Source organism: Mycobacterium sp. 1245852.3 (assembly GCF_001669335.1).
Lineage (GTDB): Bacteria > Actinomycetota > Actinomycetes > Mycobacteriales > Mycobacteriaceae > Mycobacterium > Mycobacterium europaeum_A.
Genome location: NZ_LZLL01000007.1, coordinates 1 through 20,831, shown reverse-complemented (window position 1 = coordinate 20,831; position 20,831 = coordinate 1). Strand labels below are relative to the sequence as shown.

General features: G+C 66.8%; 19 protein-coding genes and 1 pseudogene. 9 read left to right on the top strand and 11 right to left on the bottom strand.

Annotation, left to right across the window (positions count from 1 at the left end):
- From A9W96_RS00230 to A9W96_RS00215, 4 genes and pseudogenes are all read right to left on the bottom strand, one after another.
- Positions 1 to 193 (bottom strand): annotated as a pseudogene (locus tag A9W96_RS00230) (nuclear transport factor 2 family protein); the annotation flags it as partial.
- Positions 193 to 1,338, bottom strand: coding sequence for a PHB depolymerase family esterase (locus A9W96_RS00225; RefSeq protein WP_067137240.1), 1,146 nt, complete (start codon positions 1,336 to 1,338; stop codon positions 193 to 195). The gene A9W96_RS00225 and the pseudogene A9W96_RS00230, both read right to left, overlap by 1 nt.
- An 18-nt stretch (positions 1,339 to 1,356) precedes the next feature.
- Positions 1,357 to 2,979, bottom strand: coding sequence for an NAD(P)/FAD-dependent oxidoreductase (locus A9W96_RS00220; RefSeq protein ID WP_067137238.1), 1,623 nt, complete (start codon positions 2,977 to 2,979; stop codon positions 1,357 to 1,359).
- Positions 2,966 to 3,424 (bottom strand): nuclear transport factor 2 family protein, encoded by a 459-nt coding sequence (locus A9W96_RS00215; protein WP_066866578.1) that lies wholly within the window; start codon positions 3,422 to 3,424, stop codon positions 2,966 to 2,968. Before A9W96_RS00215 ends, A9W96_RS00220 begins: the two co-directional genes overlap by 14 nt.
- An 83-nt stretch (positions 3,425 to 3,507) precedes the next feature.
- On the opposite strand from A9W96_RS00215, the gene A9W96_RS00210 reads away from it, so the two are divergent.
- Genes A9W96_RS00210 through A9W96_RS00185 form a run of 6 tightly spaced genes read left to right on the top strand, consistent with a single transcriptional unit; the run spans position 3,508 to position 8,769 of the window.
- Positions 3,508 to 4,515: a Rieske 2Fe-2S domain-containing protein gene (locus tag A9W96_RS00210; protein ID WP_067137237.1), complete on the top strand. Its 1,008-nt coding sequence runs from the start codon at positions 3,508 to 3,510 to the stop codon at positions 4,513 to 4,515.
- Positions 4,512 to 5,141 carry a cysteine hydrolase gene (locus A9W96_RS00205; RefSeq protein ID WP_067021692.1) on the top strand — a complete coding sequence of 210 codons (630 nt, stop codon included), beginning with the start codon at positions 4,512 to 4,514 and terminating at the stop codon, positions 5,139 to 5,141. Before A9W96_RS00210 ends, A9W96_RS00205 begins: the two co-directional genes overlap by 4 nt.
- A complete protein-coding gene (locus A9W96_RS00200) occupies positions 5,138 to 5,758 on the top strand; it encodes a PaaI family thioesterase (protein WP_066881926.1) in 621 nt (206 codons plus the stop codon). The genes A9W96_RS00205 and A9W96_RS00200 overlap by 4 nt, the downstream gene beginning before the upstream one ends.
- A gap of 8 nt (positions 5,759 to 5,766) precedes the next feature.
- On the top strand, positions 5,767 to 7,419 hold the full coding sequence (locus A9W96_RS00195; protein ID WP_067137234.1) for an acyl-CoA synthetase: 1,653 nt from the start codon (positions 5,767 to 5,769) through the stop codon (positions 7,417 to 7,419).
- A 37-nt stretch (positions 7,420 to 7,456) separates the two neighbouring features.
- Positions 7,457 to 7,930 (top strand): SRPBCC family protein, encoded by a 474-nt coding sequence (locus tag A9W96_RS00190; protein WP_067137232.1) that lies wholly within the window; start codon positions 7,457 to 7,459, stop codon positions 7,928 to 7,930.
- Positions 7,927 to 8,769, top strand: coding sequence for an SDR family oxidoreductase (locus A9W96_RS00185; RefSeq protein ID WP_067137230.1), 843 nt, complete (start codon positions 7,927 to 7,929; stop codon positions 8,767 to 8,769). Before A9W96_RS00190 ends, A9W96_RS00185 begins: the two co-directional genes overlap by 4 nt.
- A 6-nt stretch (positions 8,770 to 8,775) precedes the next feature.
- On the opposite strand, the gene A9W96_RS00180 is transcribed toward A9W96_RS00185, so the two are convergent.
- Positions 8,776 to 10,275 carry an aldehyde dehydrogenase family protein gene (locus A9W96_RS00180; RefSeq protein WP_082971979.1) on the bottom strand — a complete coding sequence of 500 codons (1,500 nt, stop codon included), beginning with the start codon at positions 10,273 to 10,275 and terminating at the stop codon, positions 8,776 to 8,778.
- 128 nt (positions 10,276 to 10,403) lie between these two features.
- Between A9W96_RS00180 and A9W96_RS00175 the strand changes: the two genes are divergently transcribed.
- Genes A9W96_RS00175 through A9W96_RS00165 form a run of 3 tightly spaced genes read left to right on the top strand, consistent with a single transcriptional unit; the run spans position 10,404 to position 14,008 of the window.
- A complete protein-coding gene (locus A9W96_RS00175; protein WP_067137228.1) occupies positions 10,404 to 11,612 on the top strand; it encodes a cytochrome P450 in 1,209 nt (402 codons plus the stop codon).
- Between the two features lie 22 nt (positions 11,613 to 11,634).
- Positions 11,635 to 12,849, top strand: a complete 1,215-nt coding sequence (locus A9W96_RS00170; protein WP_066881952.1) for a CaiB/BaiF CoA-transferase family protein — start codon at positions 11,635 to 11,637, stop codon at positions 12,847 to 12,849.
- Between the two features lie 13 nt (positions 12,850 to 12,862).
- On the top strand, positions 12,863 to 14,008 hold the full coding sequence (locus tag A9W96_RS00165; protein WP_066866648.1) for a thiolase family protein: 1,146 nt from the start codon (positions 12,863 to 12,865) through the stop codon (positions 14,006 to 14,008).
- Positions 14,009 to 14,013: 5 nt separating this feature from the next.
- Here the strand turns inward: A9W96_RS00165 and A9W96_RS00160 are convergent, their stop codons facing one another.
- From A9W96_RS00160 to A9W96_RS00135, 6 genes are all read right to left on the bottom strand, one after another.
- Complete coding sequence (locus tag A9W96_RS00160) at positions 14,014 to 14,610, bottom strand: class I SAM-dependent methyltransferase (RefSeq protein WP_197497884.1); 597 nt, start codon at positions 14,608 to 14,610, stop codon at positions 14,014 to 14,016.
- Between the two features lie 218 nt (positions 14,611 to 14,828).
- A complete protein-coding gene (locus tag A9W96_RS00155; RefSeq protein WP_066881938.1) occupies positions 14,829 to 16,031 on the bottom strand; it encodes an acyl-CoA dehydrogenase family protein in 1,203 nt (400 codons plus the stop codon).
- Positions 16,032 to 17,078 carry an acyl-CoA dehydrogenase family protein gene (locus A9W96_RS00150; RefSeq protein WP_066866558.1) on the bottom strand — a complete coding sequence of 349 codons (1,047 nt, stop codon included), beginning with the start codon at positions 17,076 to 17,078 and terminating at the stop codon, positions 16,032 to 16,034.
- A gap of 2 nt (positions 17,079 to 17,080) precedes the next feature.
- Complete coding sequence (locus A9W96_RS00145; RefSeq protein WP_066881942.1) at positions 17,081 to 17,911, bottom strand: amidohydrolase family protein; 831 nt, start codon at positions 17,909 to 17,911, stop codon at positions 17,081 to 17,083.
- On the bottom strand, positions 17,908 to 19,533 hold the full coding sequence (locus tag A9W96_RS00140) for an acyl-CoA synthetase (protein ID WP_067137226.1): 1,626 nt from the start codon (positions 19,531 to 19,533) through the stop codon (positions 17,908 to 17,910). The genes A9W96_RS00145 and A9W96_RS00140 overlap by 4 nt, the downstream gene beginning before the upstream one ends.
- A 32-nt stretch (positions 19,534 to 19,565) precedes the next feature.
- Entirely contained in the window at positions 19,566 to 20,768 is a 1,203-nt protein-coding gene (locus A9W96_RS00135; RefSeq protein WP_067021732.1) for an amidohydrolase family protein, read from the bottom strand.
- Positions 20,769 to 20,831 lie beyond the last annotated feature (63 nt).

Here is a 20,831-nt window from a genome sequence, read left to right as displayed (position 1 = left end):
GCGAATCGGCCAGCTCCCACATGTCCACCACCCGCTGCACCGCTTCGGCGTGGGTCAGCGTGCGCGCACCACCGACCTCGTGGCGAATCACCGTGTCGCCCAACAATTCCTCGGCCAGCTCGATGTTGCGTTCGTTCCACACGACGAGGTTGTAGAGCTCGACCACGGTTCGCGCGGTCCAAGTGGGTGCCATCAGTCGGGCACCGCGTCGTCCGCTTTCAGCGCGGCCACCTCGCCCAGGAATCGGTCGGTGATGCGCTGCACCCGTCGCGAGAAGATGTGCCCGACGTGGCTGCCGTCGTACCAGTACAGTTGGCCGCCCCAGCGCTCCTGCAATGCGTCGGTGGGCTCGCGCATCGCCATCCGGTCGTGCCACGCCCCGACGATGAGCCGGCGCTGCGGCGGCGGGGACGGAATGACCGCCAAGGGATCGATCACCGAGGTCAGCTTCGTGACCGCCGGCGATTCCAGCAGCTCGCGGAATCCCTCGCGCGATGAGCCCCACCGTTGCAGGTGCCGCGCGATCATGGCGTTGAGCCCCAGGATGGGCGTGTAGAGCGCGACGGCGTCGGTCTGCTTTTCCAGGTGGGAGACCAGCGCGGCCACCGGGCTTCCCATCGAAATCCCCGCCACCACAACGGCCGTGGCCTGCGGCCGTACCCAGCGCACAACGGCGCGCACCTCGGAAACCACGCGCATCATTCCCGCCACGTTGCCCAGCGGATCCATGTCGGGATAGGCCGGCCATTGGCGTCGCCGGCAGCCGTGGCCGGGCTGCACCGGCATCGCCACGTTGTACCCGAGCTTGTGATGTATGCGTCCGATCCGGGACAGCAGCAGGTCCTCGGTGCCACCCTGGCCCGCGCCGTGCACCCACACCAGCCACGGCCTGGGCCCGTCGCCGTGCCGGCACAGGTGCACCACCGCCCGCGCCGGGCCGCCCAAACCCTCGGCCGCCAGCGTGGCCGGCAAGGCGGGGTCGTGCTCGAAAGCCATCCGCTCGTAGCGAAGGCCGGCGATGCTGCGCCTGCGAATCGACGTCGGCCGCAACGGGTTCGGGTCGGCGTGCGCCCGGTCGATGCCCAGCGAGGAGAGCTCCTCGGCCGCCGCGGCACACCCATCCAGCGGCCGCATCGGTGCAGGGCTTCGGCCCAGCAGCGAAAAGGCGCTCAGCACAAGTTCATCGAGCATCGCCTCGCCGAACTGACGCGCACCGCGCGGCGAGAGCGGGGACCAACCGGTCGACTCGCGCAGGCCGGCCACCGTGCGCGGCATCAGCATGCCCAATTCGCGGGCCACATCTCTGGCCAGGCTCAGCCCGCTCAACGCCGTCGCCATGTCGCTCACCTTCGCCAGCTAGACCAGTTTGAACCCGATGTATCCGCCGGCGGCGATTTCGTCGCAGCGGCGCCGGTATTCGGGTATCCCGCCGGTATAACCCATGTACATCCGTTTCTTGCCGGGCACGTTGCCACCGTTGTACCAGGAGTTGCACGACGGATGAACCAGGACGGTCGGCGCAACGAGCGCGGTGGCGTGGTCGATCCATTCCTGCTGGGCGCTGCTGAGCGCCTCGATGGTGCGGATGTCGTTGGCGCGCAGATACGCGATGCAGTTACCGATCCACTCCACGTGCTGTTCGAGCGCGGCGACGAAGTTGGTCGCGGCGCTCGGGCTGCCGGGCCCCTGGACCGTGAACAGGTTCGGGAAGCCGGCGACCGCGAGGCCGAGATACGAAAGCGGCCCCTCGGTGGCCCAGAACTCGCCCAGCGACATTCCCCCGCGACCGCGCACATCGATGCGGCTGAGCGCACCGGTCATGGCGTCAAAGCCGGTGGCGTACACGATGACATCGAGTTCGTGCATCCGGTCCTCGGTGCGGATTCCGGTCGGTGTCACCTCGCGGATCGGCGACTTCCGCAGATCGACCAGGCTGACGTTGTCCCGGTTGAACGTCTCGTAGTAACCCTGGTCGATGATCGGCCGCTTACAGGCAAAGGGGTGTACCGGCACCAACGAGGCGGCCGTGTCGGGATCTTTGACGATCCGGGCCACCGCCTCGCCGTACAGCCTGGCGGCCATCCGATTGGCTTCGATGTCGAAGAAGATGTCACCCCAGTTCAGCGCCCCCATCACGCCGTTCTCCTCGATGGCGCGCAATTGTTCTTCGCGGGTCGCCGACTTCAGCGGCGGTCGGCCGAGCATGTCCAGCAGCACGGAGAAGGCGCTCAACCGCGCCGCCCCGATCGGGTGGGCGCGTTGGGCCGCCCGGATGTCGGCGTAGCGGGCCTTCATGTCGTCGAGTTCGCCCGGTTCGAACCGATGCACCCGCCAGGGCAGGGTGTAGGCGGGCGAGCGCTGAAACACCGACAGGTGCAACGCTTCTCGGGCCACCACCGGGATGAGCTGAACGCCTGTCGAACCGGTGCCGATGACACCGACCCGCTTGCCGGTGAGGTCCACGCCGCCCTCCGGCCAGCGGCTGGTGAACAGGGAGGTCCCGGCGAAGGTATCCATTCCGGGGATGTCGGGTTCCAGCGGCACCGACAGAATTCCGGAGGCGGCGACGACGAACGGGACCCGGAAGGTTTCGCCGGTCTCGGTGCGCACCTGCCACCGGCCGGCTTCTTCCTCGAACGTCATCGCGACGACCTTGGCCCCGAACTGGATGTCGCGGCGAAGGTCGAGCCGGTCGGCCACGAAGTTCAGATAGGCCTCGATCTCGGGCTGGGCCGGCATCGACTCCGTCCATACCCACTCCTGCTGAATATCTTCGGAGAAGCTGTAGGAGTATTCGATGCTCTCGATATCGCAGCGCGCGCCCGGGTACCGGTTGAAAAGCCAGGTTCCGCCCACCTTTTCGGCCATCTCGAGCACGCGCGTGCGCAGCCCGAGTTGCCGCAACCGGTGCAGCATGTACAGCCCGGAGAATCCGGCGCCGATGACGAGCACGTCGAACGAGGTATCAGCTTTTGCCATCGTCACCGCCGGTGATCTTCAGGATGGTTCGGGTGAGGTGCAGCGACTTGATCTGCCAACGACCGTCCCGCTTCTGGTAGGTCTCGTGGTAGTGGCCGGCGCCGTACAACTCGCGGCCGTCACCGAAGATCAGCAGGTCCTCCATCGCCCAGATGCCGGCCGCGGTGGTCGCGGAGGTGAGCGTGATCTCGGGGGTGTGACAGTGATGTTTGGTGGCGACTCCCTCGAGCCCGCCCATCACCATCGGCGCAAAGTTCTGCACGCCTTCGATCGGTGGCGCGGTCTGCGGGTCGGCACCGGCGGTGGACACCGCCATATCGAGGGTCACCACGACATCGGTGGTGAACACGTCGCGCCAGGACTCGAGGTCTTTGGTGTCCAGGAAGCGGCAGTAGCGCGCCTTCAGTTGTCGGATGGCTTCCAGCTCGTCAGCCGCTGTCGTCATTTCACTCCTTGCCGTGTGCCGGCCGGACTGCTGAAATCTATACTGTAATGGATTTAGTATCAACGATGGCGAGAGGCGCTGGTGTGAAAGTCCCGTTCACCTGGAAGGTCACCGGCTGGTTCATGGTCGGCTGGTCCCCGGAGTTTCCCGTCGGCGAGGCGCGGCCGCTGCAGTATTTCGGCGAGGACCTGGTGGCCTACCGCGACGAGCAGGGCGAGCTGCACGTCCTGGAAGCGCACTGCAAGCACTTGGGCGCCCACCTCGGCCACGGCGGCAAAGTCGTCGGCGACTGCGTCGAGTGCCCCTTCCACGGCTGGCGCTGGGGCCCGGACGGCTGCAACAAATACATCCCCTACCAGCCGGACCGGCCCAACCGCGGGCTACGGCTGAAGGTGTATCCCGTCCGCGAGCAGTACGACTGCGTCTTCGTCTGGCACCATCCGGACGGTAAAGAGCCGCAGTGGGAGATGCCCGACATCTTTCACAAGTTCCCGCAATTCGAAACGGACCCCGCGGCCTATTACCGCGCATACCCGGAGTTCTCCCGGCGCGCGGAGCGCGAACCGGTACACCCGCAGATCGTGGCCGAAAATGCGCCCGACAGTGCGCATTTCGAGTACGTGCACCACGCCACCGTGACGCCCAGGGTGCTGGAGTGGAGGATCGTCGACCAGGAATGGCAGTTCATCGCCGGCTGGCCCGACGCGCGCAGCGACAACCCGGACGACCTTGCATTGCGGTTCCACAGCCACCTGTTCGGCCTCGGCGGCGCGATCAGCGTCTTCGAGGGCGCCCAGAATCATCGGCTGATCTTCACCTGCACGCCGGTCGACGACGAATGCTCGGACCTGTTCTACTCGATCTGGTGGCCGCGACTGCCCGGAGACACCGCGGACGTCCCCGAGGGCAAACTGCGGGAGGTCATCGAGAAGCAGTTCCTGTCCACCGTGTTCGACGATTTGCAGATCTGGCGCTACCAGAAGTACGTCGAACACCCCGCGCTGTCGAAGACGGACGCGAAAGGCTATATGGCGCTGCGGAAGTGGGCGACCCAGTTCTACGACGTCGCGCCGGTGGGCGCCCACGCATGACTGATCGGCTGGCCGAACTGATCGCGCCCGCGCACACCGCAATCGTCACCCAGGAGTGCCAGGGCGCGGTGATGGGTCCCGACGCCGGGCTGGCGATGCTCGCCGAGGAAGCCCGCCGCGAAGCGCTGCCCAACATCGCGCGCCTGCTGCCGGCGGCCCGGGCGGCCGGGGTGCGCATCGTGCACTGCCTCGTGCAGCGCCGGTCCGACGGGCTCGGCTCCAACCACAACGCAAAGATCTTCGCGATGGGCGGCGGGAACCGGGTGGACATCACGCCCGGCACGCCGGGTGCGGAACTACTGCCCGAATTGGGGCCGGAGCCTTCGGATTTGGTGTTGCGCCGCTGGCACGGCGTGGGCCCGATGGGCGGCACGGACCTGGACGCGGTGCTGCGCAATCTCGGGGTGTCGACCATTGTCGTAGTGGGCGTCTCACTGAACATCGCCATCCCCAACCTCGTCATGGACGCCGTCAACGCCGCCTACCGGGTGGTCGTCCCCCGCGATGCGGTCGCCGGCATACCCGCCGACTATGGTGCAGCGATGATCGCCAACACGCTGTCGCTGCTGGCCACCATCACAGGTACCGAGGACCTGCTGCGGGCCTGGGACGAAGGAACGCGATGACCGATACCGCGCCGGAAGTTCGTGGCGGATTTCCCGACGTCAGACCCGTCGAGAATGCCCCTGCGGAACTGGGCCCGTTCGTCGCCGCGCTGCGCCGGCTGCAGGACCTGACGGTGTCCACCAGGCCCGATCCCGAGTTGTGGGCCGCCGCGGCCGCGCACCTGGAGAACGCCTGCGCGCTGCTCGACGGCCACCAGGTCCCGGAGACCGAGGCGGTGGCCGGCCGGGTGCTGACGCTGCCCGGGCTGGCCCATCCCCTGATGCCGCCCTGGCTGGTGACCGAATCCGGCCCCGAGGGCGTGACGATGGCCGGCCACTTCACCACCTCGCACATCGGCGGGAACCGGGCCGTGCACGGCGGCATGATCCCGCTGTTCTACGACTGGCTGTTCGGCATGGTGGTGACCACCGCGGACATCCGCCCGACGCGCACCGCCTTCCTGCACGTCGACTACCGCAACATCACCCCGATCGACCAGCCACTGACGGCCCGGGGCCGCATCACCGACATCGAGGGCAGGAAGGTTTTCATTGACGCTACTATGATAGCCGCCGATGGAACCTTGCTCAGCGAAGCCAACGGCCTGATGGTCCGACTGCTCCCCCACCAGCCGTGAGAGGCACGATGTCCGACACCACAACAACATTCACGGTCCCGGCCGTCGCGAAGGCCGTCGCCGCCGCGATCCCCGATCGCGAGCTGATCATCCAGGGCGATCGGCGCTACACCTATGCGCAGGTGATCGAACGTTCCACCCGGCTGGCCGCATACCTGCATTCGCAGGGGTTGGGCTGCCACACCGAGCGCTCCGCGCTCGGCGGTCACGAAGTGGGCCAGGATCTGCTGGGCCTCTACGCCTACAACGGCAACGAATTCGTCGAGGCGTTGCTGGGCAGCTTCGAGGCGCGCGTCGCCCCGTTCAACGTCAACTTCCGCTATGTGAAGAGCGAGCTGCAATACCTGCTGGCGGACGCCGGCGCGACCGCGCTGCTCTACCACGCCGCGTTCGCACCGCGAGTCGCCGAGATCTTGCCGGAGCTGCCACAGCTGCGCGTGCTGATCCAGATCGCCGACGACTCGGGTAACGAGTTGCTCGAGGGCGCGGTCGATTACGAGGCCGCGCTGGCGTCGGTGTCCCCGGAGCCGCCGCCCGTGCAGCACTCCGCCGACGACCTGTACGTCCTGTACACCGGTGGCACGACGGGAATGCCGAAGGGCGTGTTGTGGCGCCAGCACGACATCTTCATGACGTCCTTCGGCGGACGGAACCTGATGACCGGCGAGCCGTCGAGCTCCATCGACGAGATCGTCGAACGCGCCGCCTCCGGGCCGGGCACCAAGCTGATGATCCTGCCCCCGCTGATCCACGGTGCGGCCCAGTGGAGTGTGATGACCGCGATCACCACGGGCCAGTCCGTCGTGTTTCCCACGGTCGTCGACCATCTGGACGCCGAGGACGTGGTGCGCACCATCGAGCGGGAGAAGGTCATGGTGGTCACGGTGGTCGGTGACGCGATGGCGCGCCCCCTGGTCGCCGCCATCGAGAAGGGGATCGCCGATGTGTCGTCGCTGGCGGTCGTCGCCAACGGCGGCGCCCTGCTGACCCCGTACGTCAAGAAACGCTTGATCGAGACGCTGCCGAACGCCGTCGTGGTCGACGGTGTCGGATCGTCGGAGACCGGGGCGCAGATGCACCACATGTCGACGTCCGGGGCGGTGGCGACGGGGACGTTCAACGCCGGACCGGACACTTTCGTTGCCGCCGAGGACCTTTCGGCGATCCTGGCACCCGGGCACGACGGGATGGGCTGGCTGGCGCAGCGGGGCTACGTTCCACTCGGCTACAGGGGCGATGCGGCCAAGACGGCCAAGACCTTCCCGGTGATCGACGGCGTGCGCTACGCCGTCCCCGGCGACCGCGCGCGCCACGGCGCCGACGGCTCCATCGAGTTGCTCGGCCGCGATTCGGTGACCATCAACTCCGGCGGCGAGAAGATCTTCGTCGAGGAGGTCGAAACGGCCATCGCGTCACATCCCGCCGTCGCCGACGTGGTGGTCGCCGGCCGGCCCAGCGAACGGTGGGGCCAGGAGGTCGTCGCCGTGGTGGCGCTGGCTGAAGGTGCCAGCGCCGAAGCGGCGGAACTGGTGGCCCACGCCGCGCAGACGCTGGCGCGCTACAAGCTCCCCAAAGCGATCGTGTTCCGCGCGGCCATCGAGCGGAGCCCGTCCGGCAAGGCCGACTACCGGTGGGCGCGCGAGCAGGCGGTCAATGGCTGACCGGCCGCGCCGGTAGCCGCTGAGGAGGGCGCAGGCCATGTCGTTGCTGCAGAAGGACGAGACGCTGACGGCCTCGGCCCAGGTGCGCGCGTCGGCCGACCAGGTTTACGCCGTGATCGCCGACGTCACCAGGATCCCCGAGTGGAGTCCCGAGACGCGACGCGCAACGTGGCTGTCGCCCAACCTTTTTCGCGCTTGGAGCCGCCGACGGCTCGGCCGGTGGCGGACGGATGCCGAAGTCGTCGACGCGTGGCCCGGACATAAGTTTTCGTTCGTGGTGCAGGCCATGGGCGGCGACTGGACGCAATGGACATACCTGATCGAACCCGGTACCACCGCGGGTACCGCGCGCCTCACCGAAACCTTCCGGATGTGCGTGCCGTTGCCGCTCGGCGCTGTGGTTTTCGAGCGCCTGTTCCTGTTCGTCCGGGATCGTCGTAGCGATCTGCAAAAGAACCTCGAGACGTCCGTGGGTCGGATCAAAGCGATTGTGGAGGCAGGGAACTCATGAAGTACCAAGGCCGTGTCGCCGTGGTGACGGGTGCCGGCTCGGGCATCGGCCGCGCCTTGACGCGGGCACTGACCGAAGAAGGCGCGCACGTCGCGGCGTCCGACATCGATCCGAATGGCCTGGCCGAAACCCAGGCCGGGTGTCCGCCCGGGCAGGTCACGCCGTATCGGGTCGACGTCGCCGACCGGGATGCGGTGCTGGGCTTCGCCGACGAGGTGCACCGGCAACACGGGCCCGCCTCGCTGGTGTTCAACAACGCCGGAGTCGACCTGTTCGCCGGCGTGGCGGACATGTCCTGGAAGGACTTCGATTGGCTGATGGGCATCAACGTCGGCGGCGTCGTCAACGGCACCAAAGCCTTTCTGCCGCAACTGATCGAGGCAGGCTCCCCCCGGATCCCCTCCCGACTGGTGAACCTGTCCAGCGCGTTCGGTCTCATCGCGATTCCCTACCAGGGCGCTTACAGCACTTCAAAGTTCGCGGTGCGTGGCTTCACCGAGGCGCTGCGCCAGGAGATGATCATGGAAGGCCGTCCGGTGACCGTGCACTGCGTGCATCCCGGCGTGGTGCGGACCAACTTCGGCGCGAACATGCGCACCTCGGACACCGAGGATCCCGATCTCGCGGCCAAGCTCTTCGACCGGACGGCGCTGACCTCGCCCGCCAAGGCCGCTCGGCTCATTCTGCGTGGCGCGGAGAAGAATCGGGCCCGGATCCTCATCGGCCCCGACGGGCGGGCGATGGCGGCGATGCCGCGGCTGCTCGGCGTGCGCTATGCGGACCTGCTGGCCCGCGCCGCGAGGCTGACCAGCCCGGGATCCGCACGCGCCGACCGCTAGACCTCGCTAGCCGCGCGGGTGGCCGCGGAGCCGCCGGCGGGTGCGAGCGCGTGTCATGCGCATCATCACCTCGGCGCCCAGCCGCAGGGGCCGGCCGAACGGCGGCGCCGCGCCTCCGGTGATGCTGAAGGGCAGGTCATTGCCCACCACCGTGCGGTGATGACTGAACGCATCGAAACCGGCCTTGCCGTGGTAGGCGCCCATCCCGCTGCGGCCCACTCCCCCGAACGGCGCCGCCGACGGGATCATCTGCGCCGCAAAGTCATTGCGGGCAACTCCACCGCTGCGGGTGCTGCGGACGAAGGCCCGGAATTCGGCATCGTCGGGTCCGTACCAGTACGCCACCAGCGGCGTCGGTCGGGCATTGATGTAATCGATGGCCTCGGCCGGCCGCGAATACGCCTTGACGACGAGAACCGGACCGAAAACCTCCTCGCCGGCGATCTTCATGCCGTCGTCGACATCACGGATGATGGTGGGTGCGATCTTGCGGGAGGCACGGTCCGGCAGCGACTCCCCCACCGGCGCAATGGTTTCCACCGTGGCACCCCTGCCCCGCGCATCCTCGATCAGCCCGACGACTCGGTCGAAATTCGCCTGATTGACACTCGAGCAGTAGTCCTTGTTCGCCACTATCGTGGGGAACATGTCCCGCAGGGTGTGTCGCGCGGCGTCAACGAAGGCCTCCAGCTTCTCCTCGGGCACGAACACGTAGTCGGGGCACACGCAGACCTGGCCCCCGTTGACCATGCGAGCCTGGGCGATCCGTGCCGCCGCGCGCCGAACGTCGGCAGCCGGTGCGACGACGACGGGGTTCTTGCCCCCGAGCTCCAGCGTCACCGGAACCAGATTCTGTGCCGCCGAGCGCTGCACCAGCGCCCCGACCGACGGTGAGCCGGTGAAGAAGAGATGGTCGAACGGCAACCCTGCGAAGGCCGCCGCCACGTCGGCACCACCGGTGACGACGTGCAACTCGTCGGGGTCGAAGTACTCCGGTGCCAGCGAGGCCATCAGATCGGCGGTATGCGAGGTGACCTCCGACATCTTGATCATCGCCCGGTTGCCGGCCGCGAACGCGGTGGCCGCGGGCAGGACAACGAGATTGAGCGGGAAGTTCCACGGCCCGATGATTCCGATCACCCCGAGTGGTGAGGGCTGAACCTCCGCCCGCAGTCCGCACAGCCGCGCGGCCGGCAGCAGCTTGGTGGGCCGCATCCACTGGGCCGCATGGGATCTGGTGTGCTCGATGACCGAGAACATCCCGATGACCTCGGTGAACAAGGTAGCGGCCTTGGAGCGGGTGCCGAAGTCCGCCGCCATCGCCTCCACGAACGCATCGGTGTGGTCCACCACGAGTGCCATCAACCGATCGATGCGGTTGCGCCGCACCGCCAGCCCGGGCGGCCCCTCATCCACGAACGCCTGGCGCTGCCGCGCAAGGACGGCGCCCAGCTCAGCGACCCGCCGTTCGAGTGCGGCGGGAGCGTGTCCGTCGAGTGTGCTCATGAATCACCTTCGGTATCCAACCCGCGAGCGACCTCGCCGGTAATGCCCATATTGCCTACTGTAATAATTACAGTACGATCTTACGAAGAAGTGTTCGATCGTGCTGAGATCAAGATGCTGGAGATCAGGTGACGACCAACGTTCACACCGCCGCCGGTGCCGGCGACGAAACCGTCAGCCTGCGAGACCCCTACCCGTTCTTTGCCCGCAAACGGCGGGAGGCCGGCGTGTTCGCCGGCACGGTGATGGACTATTCCAAGACCCCGGAGTCGCTGCTGCCCAAGCAGGAGTACTCCGCGATGTCGTTCGACGCCGTCAACACGGTGTTCCGGGACGGCCGGGTGTTCAGCTCCAAGCCGTACGACAAGACCATCGGCCTGTTCATGGGGCCGACGATTCTGGCGATGGAGGGCAAGAAGCACCGTGAACACCGCAACCTGGTGTCCGCGGCCTTCAAATCCAAGGCGCTGGCCCGCTGGGAGCCGACCATCGTGCGGCCGATCTGCAATGCCCTGATCGACGAGTTCATCGAGACGGGCACAGCCGACCTGGTCCGGCAGTTCACGTTCGAGTTTCCCACCCGGGTCATCGCCCGGCTGCTCGGGTTGCCCGACGAAGACCTGCCGATGTTTCACACCCGCGCCGTGCAGTTGATCAGCTACCACGTCAACTACGAACGCGCCTTCGAGGCTTCGACGGCGCTCAAGGACTATTTCGTCGAGCAGATCGAACAGCGCAAGTCCAAGCCCACCGAGGACATCATCGGCGACCTGGTCACCGCGGAGATCGACGGCGAAAAGCTCACCGACGAAGCGATTTATTCGTTCCTGCGGCTGCTGCTGCCCGCCGGCCTGGAGACCACCTACCGCTCCTCGGGGAACCTGCTGTATCTGCTGCTCACCCACCCGGAGCAGTTCGCCGCGCTGCAAGCCGACCGCGAGCTGCTGGCACCGGCCATCGAGGAAGGGCTGCGCTACGAGACACCGCTGACCACCGTGCAACGCTTCACGACCGAAGACACCGAGTTGGAAGGCGTGCAGATTCCGGCCCGTTCGGTGATCGGGGTGTGCATCGGTTCGGCGAACCGCGACGAGCGGCGCTGGGACCGCGCCGAAGAGTTCGACATCTTCCGCAAGCACACGCCCCACATCTCGTTCGCCGCCGGGGAGCACACCTGCCTGGGTTTGCATCTGGCGCGGCTGGAAACACGCGTCGCGATGGAATGCCTGCTGAACCGGCTGACCAACCTCGCCCTGTTGACCGACGATGACCCGCACATCCACGGTCAGCCCTTCCGGTCCCCGAATGCGCTTCCGGTGACGTTCGACGCGAAGTAGGGTCGGCAAAATGGTCAAAGTCATGTCGGGCTTCCGGGTCTTGGAGCTTGCGCAGTTCACCTTCGTTCCGGCGGCGGGAGCCATCCTGGCCGACTGGGGAGCGGACGTCATCAAAGTCGAACACCCGGCCCGCGGCGACACCCAGCGCGGGTTCTTGAATATGGGTGGCATTCAAGTCGATCCGGAACGACACCCGCTGATGGAACATCCCAACCGCGGCAAACGCAGCGTCGGCATCGACGTCTCCACGCCCGGCGGTCAGGAGGTCATCTACGAGCTCGCCAAGACCGCGGACGTGTTCCTCACCAACTACATGCCCGCGCAGCGCCAGAAGCACAAGTTCGACGTGGAGCACATTCGGGCGGTGAACCCGAACATCGTGTACGCCCGTGGCTCGGCCTACGGCGACAAAGGCGCCGAGCGTGACACCGGCGGCTATGACGGCACGGCGTTCTGGACGCGCAGCGGCATCGGGTACGCCCTGACCCCCGAGGAGCTGGGCGGCGCACTGGGACAAGGCATTCCCGCGTTCGGCGATTCGATCGGCGGCATGTTCATCGCCGGTGGCATCTCGGCCGCGCTGCTGCATCGCGAGCGCACCGGTGAGGCCGTCGAGCTCGACGTGTCGCTGCTGAGCACTGCCTGGTGGGCGGCCGGCGCCAGCGTGACGCAGGGCATGGAGACCGGCGAGGTCATGCGCACCCCCATGCCGGGTTCCGGCGCGCCGTCGGTGAATCCCTTCATGGGCAACTACGAAACGTCCGACGGCGGCACGATCAACCTGTGCATCATCAGCCCGACCGGGCTGATCCGCGACACGTTCGAACACCTGGGCATCCCCGAGGCGGCCGACGATCCCCGCTTCTCCGACGTGCTCCCGCTGATCCAGAACGCCGACGCCGCCGCCGAACTGATCGCAAAAGCTTTCGCCGCCAAGCCCTTTGCCTATTGGCGACAACACCTTAAGACGATGAAGGGCCAATGGGCGCCGTTCCAGAGCCTCATCGACCTGGTCGACGACGAGCAGGCGATCGCCAACGACATGATCGCCGAAGTCGAGCTCGCCGGCGGCGGCAAGCCGTTCCGCGTGGTCCGCGGCCCCGTCCAGTTCAACCACGAGCCGTTGACGACGACGCGGGCGCCGCAGGCCAGCGAGCACACCGAGCTGGTCCTGATGGAGCTCGGCATGGACTGGGACCGGATCGACGAACTCAAGAATGCAGGAGCTATTGCGTGAGGAGTGGCGCGGCGTGAATGATGTCGCCATCATCGGCGTGGGCTTACACCCGTTCGGGCGCTTCGAGGGCAAGTCGGCGATGCAGATGGGCGTCGACGCGATCCACGCCGCTGTCGCCGACGCCGGTATCGCTTGGCGCGACGTCCAATTCGCCACCGGCGGCAGCTGGACGGTGGCCAACCCGGACGCGATCGTCGGCATGGTCGGGCTGACCGGCATCCCGTTCACCAACGTGTTCAACGCGTGCGCGACCGCGGCCAGCGCGGCCAAGGCGTGCGCCGACGGTATCCGACTGGGCGACTACGACATCGGCATCGCCATCGGACTGGACAAGCACCCGCGCGGCGCGTTCACCGAAGACCCCGCCCTGGTCGGCATGCCGCGCTGGTATGCGCAGAACGGGCAGTATCTGACCACCCAGTTCTTCGGCATGAAAGCCAACCGTTACCTGCACGACCACGGCATCTCGCAGCAGACCCTGGCCAAGGTCGCGGCCAAGAACTTCCGCAACGGGGCCATGAATCCCAACGCCTTTCGCCGCAAGCCGATCTCCGAGGAAGACATCCTCAACTCGACGATGCTCAATTATCCGCTGACCCAGTACATGTTCTGCGCGCCCGACGAGGGCGCCGCCGCCGTGGTCATGTGCCGGGCGGACATCGCGCACCGCTACACCTCCAAGCCCGTCTACCTGCGGGCGGTGGAGGTCCGCACCCGCCGCTACGGGGCCTACGAGGTGAACACCACGTGCGCCCCGGTCGAAGAAGACGTGGCCCCAACGGTTTACGCCGCCCGCACCGCCTTCGAGAAGGCGGGCATCGCCCCCGACGATGTCGACGTGATCCAGTTGCAGGACACCGACGCCGGCGCCGAGATCATTCACATGGCCGAGTGCGGGTTCTGCGAGCACGGCGATCAGGAGAAGCTACTGGCCGACGGCGCCACCGAGATCAACGGTGCGATGCCGGTCAACACCGACGGCGGGCTGATCGCCAACGGCGAGCCCATCGGCGCCTCCGGTTTGCGGCAGATCCACGAGATCGTGCGCCAGCTCCGCGGTGAGGCGGGCGATCGTCAGGTGCCCGGCAACCCCAAGGTGGGATTCACGCAGCTCTACGGCGCGCCGGGCACCGCCGCGGCGACCATCCTCACGACCTGACGGCGTCAAGAGGCTTTCTGCGCGACCGCGCGAAAGTGCACGACGTCTTCCCTGCGGTTTCCTGTTGCGTGGGTGAACTCGAAGCCCGCCGGTTCGGCGAGGTCGCGTAACTGCGGCACGCTCAGCCGGTCGGGATCGGACGGCATCTCCACGAAAACAAGTCGGCCGCCTGGCCTCAAGACGCGGTGCAGCGAGCGTAAGCATGCCTGCTGGTCGGGCACCTCCCCTATCACCGCCGCCAGAAACGCCACATCAAAAGCGTTGTCGGGGAACGGGAATTGCTCGCTTGCCTGCCCACTGGTGAAGCCGACATCAACGAAGCCGGCCCGCTCGAGTCGGCGCCGAGCCTTCTCCAGCATCTCCGGCTGGAGGTCGAACAAGTCGAGCCTGCCATCGGTGAGCTGGCGAGCGATCTCGACGCTGAAGAAACCCGGGCCCGGTCCGAGTTCGAGAACCCGCTCGGTGCCGGTCAGGTCCAAGGCGTCGATGATGCGCCGGGGCGGCATCAGCGCTCGCCGAACTGGATTGTCCAGAAGAAACGTCGCTTGATGCGGAAAGGGGGACGGTCCCGGATCGCGCCTTTTCCGCAGCAGCGCGCCCACCCATGTTGTCGCCATCAGACCTCCTTCCATCGAAGTTAGGGTAACCTAACTCGACGGCAGGAAGCAACGGCGTCGGCAAGCCGGGGGCGCGTCGAGTGTTAATCCTCGGCTTTGAGTGTCATTACCGGGCGACGACGCGCCGGCAAACCCCGCCGCAAATTCACACCCAAAGCCCTAGCTTCACATTGGATTTCGCTGGTGCGAAGCGCTAGCCGCGGCTACGAGGCTTTCTGCGCGACGGGCGCGTACGCCGGCTTGCCCAGACCCAGCACGTACTGCGCGATCATGTTGCGGAACACCTCGAGGGTGCCGCCATAGATCCCGACCAGCGGCGCGAACCGGTACACGTACTCGGCGGCGCCGTCGTCGGCCGCCCCGTCGGTGCCGACGGGCAGCGTCGACGCCGTGCCCAGGATGTCCATCAGATCCGGGGAGATGTCACGCATCGTCTGGGCCAGCGCGACGCGTCCGAAGATGCTGGGCGCGCTCAGGGAGGCTTCCATCCGCGCGGCGCTGCGGCCCAGGCGATAGGCCACCGCGGCGTCGTCGATAAGCCTGCGCCCGTTCGGGTCTGGCTGCGTTACTTTGGCCGCCGCCTTGTCCAGCGCGTCGGCCATGAAACCGGCCTGGTGCATCATGATCGACACGTCTTGCAGCCCGTCCGGTGCGGCCGCGACCGCCCCGTGCTCGGTGTTGAGGGGCTCGCGCAACACCGTCCAGCCCGCGTTCACGTCGCCCAGGCGATACTTGTCGTCGACGCGCACGTCGCTGTAGTAGACGATGTTGGTGCGGTCGCCGTCGACGGTGCGGATGCCCTGGATCTCGATGCCCGGGGAGTTCAGCGGAACCAGGAACATCGTGAGGCTCTTGTGCTTCTGCGCACCCGGGTCGGTGTTGGTGATGAGGAAGACGAACTGGCAGTTGTGCGCGCCGGTGGTGAACATCTTGGAACCGTTGATAATCCAGCCCCCATCTCCCGAGCCGTCACGCACCGCGCGGGTCTTGCAGGTGGCGATGTCGGACCCGCCCTCGGGTTCGGTGTAGCCCAGGCATAGCCGGACATGCCCGCTGAACACGCCCGGCAACACCTCGTCCCGCAGTTCGGCCGAGCCGAACTTCGCGACCGAGCGGGCCACCATGGCGGTGGTGCCCCAGGTCACCCAGGGCACGTGCGCGCGCCGTTTCTCCAGTTCCCAGATGCGCCGACGCACCCTGCTGAAGCCGCCGTCGGCCTCCGACTTCCATTCGCGTTCGAGGTAACCGGCGGCGCCCAATGCCAGGTGCACTCCTTCGTCGAAGTTGTCACCCGTTTCGCGGTCCCTGCGCTTGACGTCCTCGGTCACATGCGTGCGCAGGAAGTCGCGCGCTTCTTCGAGGAACCGCTGATCGTCGTCGGACAGCGTGACTCGTGAGAAATCCACTTAGGCGCCCTTTCCACTTTCGCGCGCGGCGACCAGCTCGCCGACATACTTGGCGCTGGCGCCGGGATCCCCGCCGGCCAATGCCCAGCCACGGGCTCGCACCAGATATGCCGTCGCGGCGGCCTCCGCCGAAACGCCAAGTCCCCCTTGGATATGCACCGCCATGGTCGCGGCCTTCGCCGCCTCCTCGGCCATGAACACGAACGCCGAGGGCGCCAGCTCCGGGCGCTCGTGCGGCTCGTTGTCCAGGAACCAGGCCGCGCGCCGCGCCAGGTTGCGACCGCCCTGCACGGTGATCGCGATGTTGGCCAGCGGATGCGAGATGCCCTGCAGCGTCGAAATCGGCACGCCCAACGTGTAGCGGGTCTTGGCGAATTCGGCGGCGATGGTCATGGTCTCCTCCACCAGGCCCACCAACGCCGCCGCGCTCAGCACCCGCCACTCATCCAGCGCCCGTTGATATTCGGCCAGCGCCTCGGATCCGCCGGCCAGCACGGTGCGGGTATCGGCGGACGCGGGATCCACCCAGGCCATCGGCAGCCGGCCGATGTTGTCCACCTTGGTCGGGCGCGTGCCGAACGTCAGCGCGACGACGTCGTCGCCGTCGCGCACGATGATCTGGTCGGCGATCGACCCGGTGGGCAAAAGCCGCGCCCCGGCGGCGCTGTCGTGCTGCGGGTCGAAGGCCGCGAGTCGCTTGCCGTGGACCACATCGGGTTCGACCGCGCCGAGGCGCGCGAGCAGCCGTGCGGTGCAAACCTGGTCGATCCACGGTACCGGCGCCAGCGACCGGCCGATCTCCTCGGCCACCAGGGTCAGGTCGACGAGCGTCGCCCCGTCCCCGCCCGCGTACTCGGGCACCGCCATGGTCGTTGCGCCCATGGCGCACAACCGTTCCCACAGATTCTTGTCGAAGCCGGTTTCCTCCGCGGCGCGCACGGTTTCGATCGAACAATGCGTCTTGAAGAAATCGCGGTAGGCGGCCTGCAACGCCTCGTGATCCGACGTCAGGCTGTAGTCGAGCCTACGTAGTTCATAGCGGTCCATCCTCAGCCTTCCTCCTGGCCACCGAAGAAGAATTCTTGGGCATTGTTGTAGAGATAGTTGTCGAGCACGTGGGCCGGCAGCTCCAGCCCGGCCGCTTCGGGAACCACGCGGTGCATTTTGAGCACCGGCCAGTCGGAAGCGAAGATCACCTTGTCCGGCCCGCGGGTCCGCATGTAGTGCAACAGGCTCTCCGGCAACCGTTTCGGCGACCACGCCGACGTCATCAACCGCAGGTTGGCATATTTGATCAACAGCCTGATCGCGATGTCCCACCACGGGTCCGCACCGTGAATCATGCACAGCTTCAACTCCGGGAATCGCACGCAGACCCGGTCGAGGTGGATCGGATTCTGCACCTCCCCGGGGATCGGTGGCCCGGGGATGCCGGTGTTGATACACAGTGGCAGCTCGAGCTCGGCGCACTTGGTGTACAGCGGGTAATAGACGGCATCGCTGGGCGGGTATTGGCCGTCGCCCCAAAAGCTCGGTCCCACAGCGGCATAGGCGACGGGCAGGTCGTCGACGATGGCGGACAACTCACGCAGGGACGGCATCGGGCGCAGCAGGTTGACCCCACCCATCGCCAGGGCGAACCGGTCGGGCTTCTCCTCGACGAATTTCCGCGCGGTCACCGACGGCTTGGCCAGGTTGTCCATCAAGATCGCCTTGCGCACACCCTGGGCGTCCATCTCCTCGAGCAGCTTCGACAACTCGACCGGTGCGAACATGGACTCCGGCCCCTTGAAGTAGTCGTCCCGCACCTTGAGCATCCAGGTCGGCTGCTGCTCGGTCTCGCCGAAGTGCACGTTGACCAGGCAATCGATAGCTTTCATGTCGACATCGGCGCCTTTGCTGTTGCGTGACGTTTCGCCCAACGGTAATCGGCCTTCCCGTTGCCCAAGCGCTGAACCCGCTCGACGACGAGGAACTCCTTGGGCGCCTTGAACCGCGCCAGTCGCGACGTGCACAGCGTGTGGAGCTCCTCGGCGGTTCCGGTGGCGCCGTCGCGCAGTTCGACGAGCGCGACCAGCTCTTCGCCCCAGCGCTCGCTGGGCCGGCCGACCACCAGCGCGTCGGCGACCGCCGGGTGGGCGCGCAGCACCTCTTCGACCTCCTCGACGAAGACCTTCTCGCCGCCGGTGTTGACGACCAGCGAGTCGCGGCCGTACAACCGCAACGCGCCGTCGGCTTCCAGTGCGGCGCGGTCACCCGAGATCACCACTCGCTTGCCGTCGATCTCGGGGAAGGTCTTGCGGGTGGCGTCGGGATCGTCGAAGTAGCCCAACGGTATTCGCCCTTCCCGGGCGACCCAGCCCACTTCCGGCTCGCCGGGGGAAAGGAAGTGGCTGTAGTCCTCGGAAAGCACCAAGCCGCCTTCGCGCAGCGTGAAGGTGTCGGCCTGGGAGCCGCGCCGGCTGTGGCCGAAGCCCATGTTCCCCGTCTCCGATGAGCCGTAACCGTTGATGAGGGTGATGTGGGGTAACAGCTCCAGCAGGGCTTGTTGATACTTGGGATTCGTTGCGGCGCCGCCGGTCCCGATGGCGTACAGCGAGGGCAAGTCGTAGGAGCCGCCCTGCAGCTCGGCCACCAGTGGCGCGGCGTAGGCGTCGCCGACCATGGTCATCAGGCCGACCTTTTCGCGCTGCGCGGTCTCCCACACCAATCGCGGTTCGAGCTTGCGGCCGGTGTCATACATCACCACGGTGGTGCCGGCCATGATCGCCGAGAAGGCCGTCCACATGCCGGCCGCGTGCATCAACGGCGAGACGGCGAACCATGGCGCACCGGCGTTACCGCGCACCTTGTCGTGGATCTCTTCCGCGCAGGCATGATCGGCCCCCACCATGGAGGACACATAGATGTCGGACTGTCGCCACAGCACGCCCTTGGGCCGACCGGTGGTGCCGCCGGTGCAGATCATCAGCAGATCGTCCGGGGACGCCGTCACCCCCCGGTCGGTATCCCCTTGCGCCAGTGCGTCATCCAACGGCACCGCGCCCGACAGTTCCGCAGCGCCACTGCCGTCATCCACGGACACCAACAGGTCGACGCCGGCATCCGTGAGCACGTCGGCGAATTTCGCGCCCAGGCCGCGGTGGTAGATGACCGCTCGGGGCTTGACGTAGTCGAGCAGCTCGCGGACCTCGTTCGGTGTGTAGTAGTAGTTGATGTTCACCGGGACGGTGCGGGCCTTGAGGCAGCCGATGACCATGTCCGGGTACAGGTCGTTGTGCATGACCAGCGCCACCCGGTCCTGCCCGCATTCCCAGTTCTGCAGCGTCGCGCGCTCCCGGTGTGCCCCTAACCCGTTGCCCGCCAGGAAGTTTGCCAGCCGGCGGGTGCGCTCTGCCGACTCGCGAAAGGTGCTGCGGCGGCCGCCGCATACCGTCATCGTCCGGTCCCCGACGACGTGGGCGATTTCGTCGAGAACCGCCCCTATGGTCCATTCGCTCACTGGTGTAGCCGGCCTCGGGTGATCAAGGGAGGTCAAGCGGCCGAGCCGACTTGGACGCCGAGCAAGTCTAACGCATTGTCCCGCATGATCTTTCGAACGTCGGACTCGCTGAAGCCCTTTAGCTCCTCGGCGAACGACACCGGCGATTCGAGGCCTTCCCCGTGCGGCCAGTCGGAACCGAACAGGATCTTGTCGACGCCGATGGCGCCGGCGAGGTCGGCCAGATCGTCCTCGTAGTAGGGCGCGATCCAGACGTTGTTGCGCAACTGCTCCACCGGGTCCTCGGGGAAGTACTGGGGTTGGGTGTTGGCCGCCTTCTTCAATCGCTTGATCAGCCGGTGCACGAAGTACGAGCCGTTCTCGATGCTGACCGCCTTGAGTTTCGGGTGACGGGTGAACACGCCGTGCACGATCATCGACGCCATCGTGTCGTGAATGGCGCGGTCGTCGAGCAGCACCTGATCCAGCGGATCCTTGGCGCCGAAGCCCTCGAACGTCGCTTTGCCGCCCCAGGCCGCCGCGATGTGCAGATAGCCGCTGTCGGACAGGTGGAATCCGACCGGCACCCCTGCCTCGGCCAGCCGCGCCCAGACCGGGTCGTGGCTGCGATCGCCCAGCGACCGCGGCTTGACCAAGCCGGGCACCGGCGCCGGGCGCACCAGCACCAGCTTGGCGCCGCGCGCGAGCACGAACTCCACCTCTTCGATGGCCTTGTCCGGGTCGGCCAGCGAGATGATCGGTGCGGCAATGATTCGGTGATCGGGACGGTCGAAGCCCCAGTCCTCGTCGAGCCACAGATTGAACGCGTGCACCGACGCCATCGTCGCCTCGATGTCGTGCTTGAGCGCCTCCTCGACTCCGCATCCGAACGTCGGCAGCATGAACACCGTCTCGATGTCCTGGGTGTCCATCACCGCGATCCGGGCGTCGCGGTTCTGATACTCGGGGTGTTCCGCCAGCCGCTCGACCTTCATCAGCGAGGCCGGATCGACCCCGTCGGGGATCTCGCCGCGGAAGAGCAGGTCGAGGCAACCCGGCACGATGATCGGGTCGAAGGTGGGGTTGGGGATGAAATGGTTGATGCGGCCGCCGATCACGGCCCAGGTCCGCTTGCCCTCGTTGACCATCTGGACGCCCCGCCCCCTGAACTTCTTGTCCAGATGGCGGGTGAACGAGTCCAGCGGCTCGTAGTAGTGATTGTCGACGTCGATCGCCTGGTAACCCAACTCAGCCATGATCATCCTTTCCGCCATTACCGGCGAACACTAAGCGTCGGTCGAATCGAGCGACGGGAATTG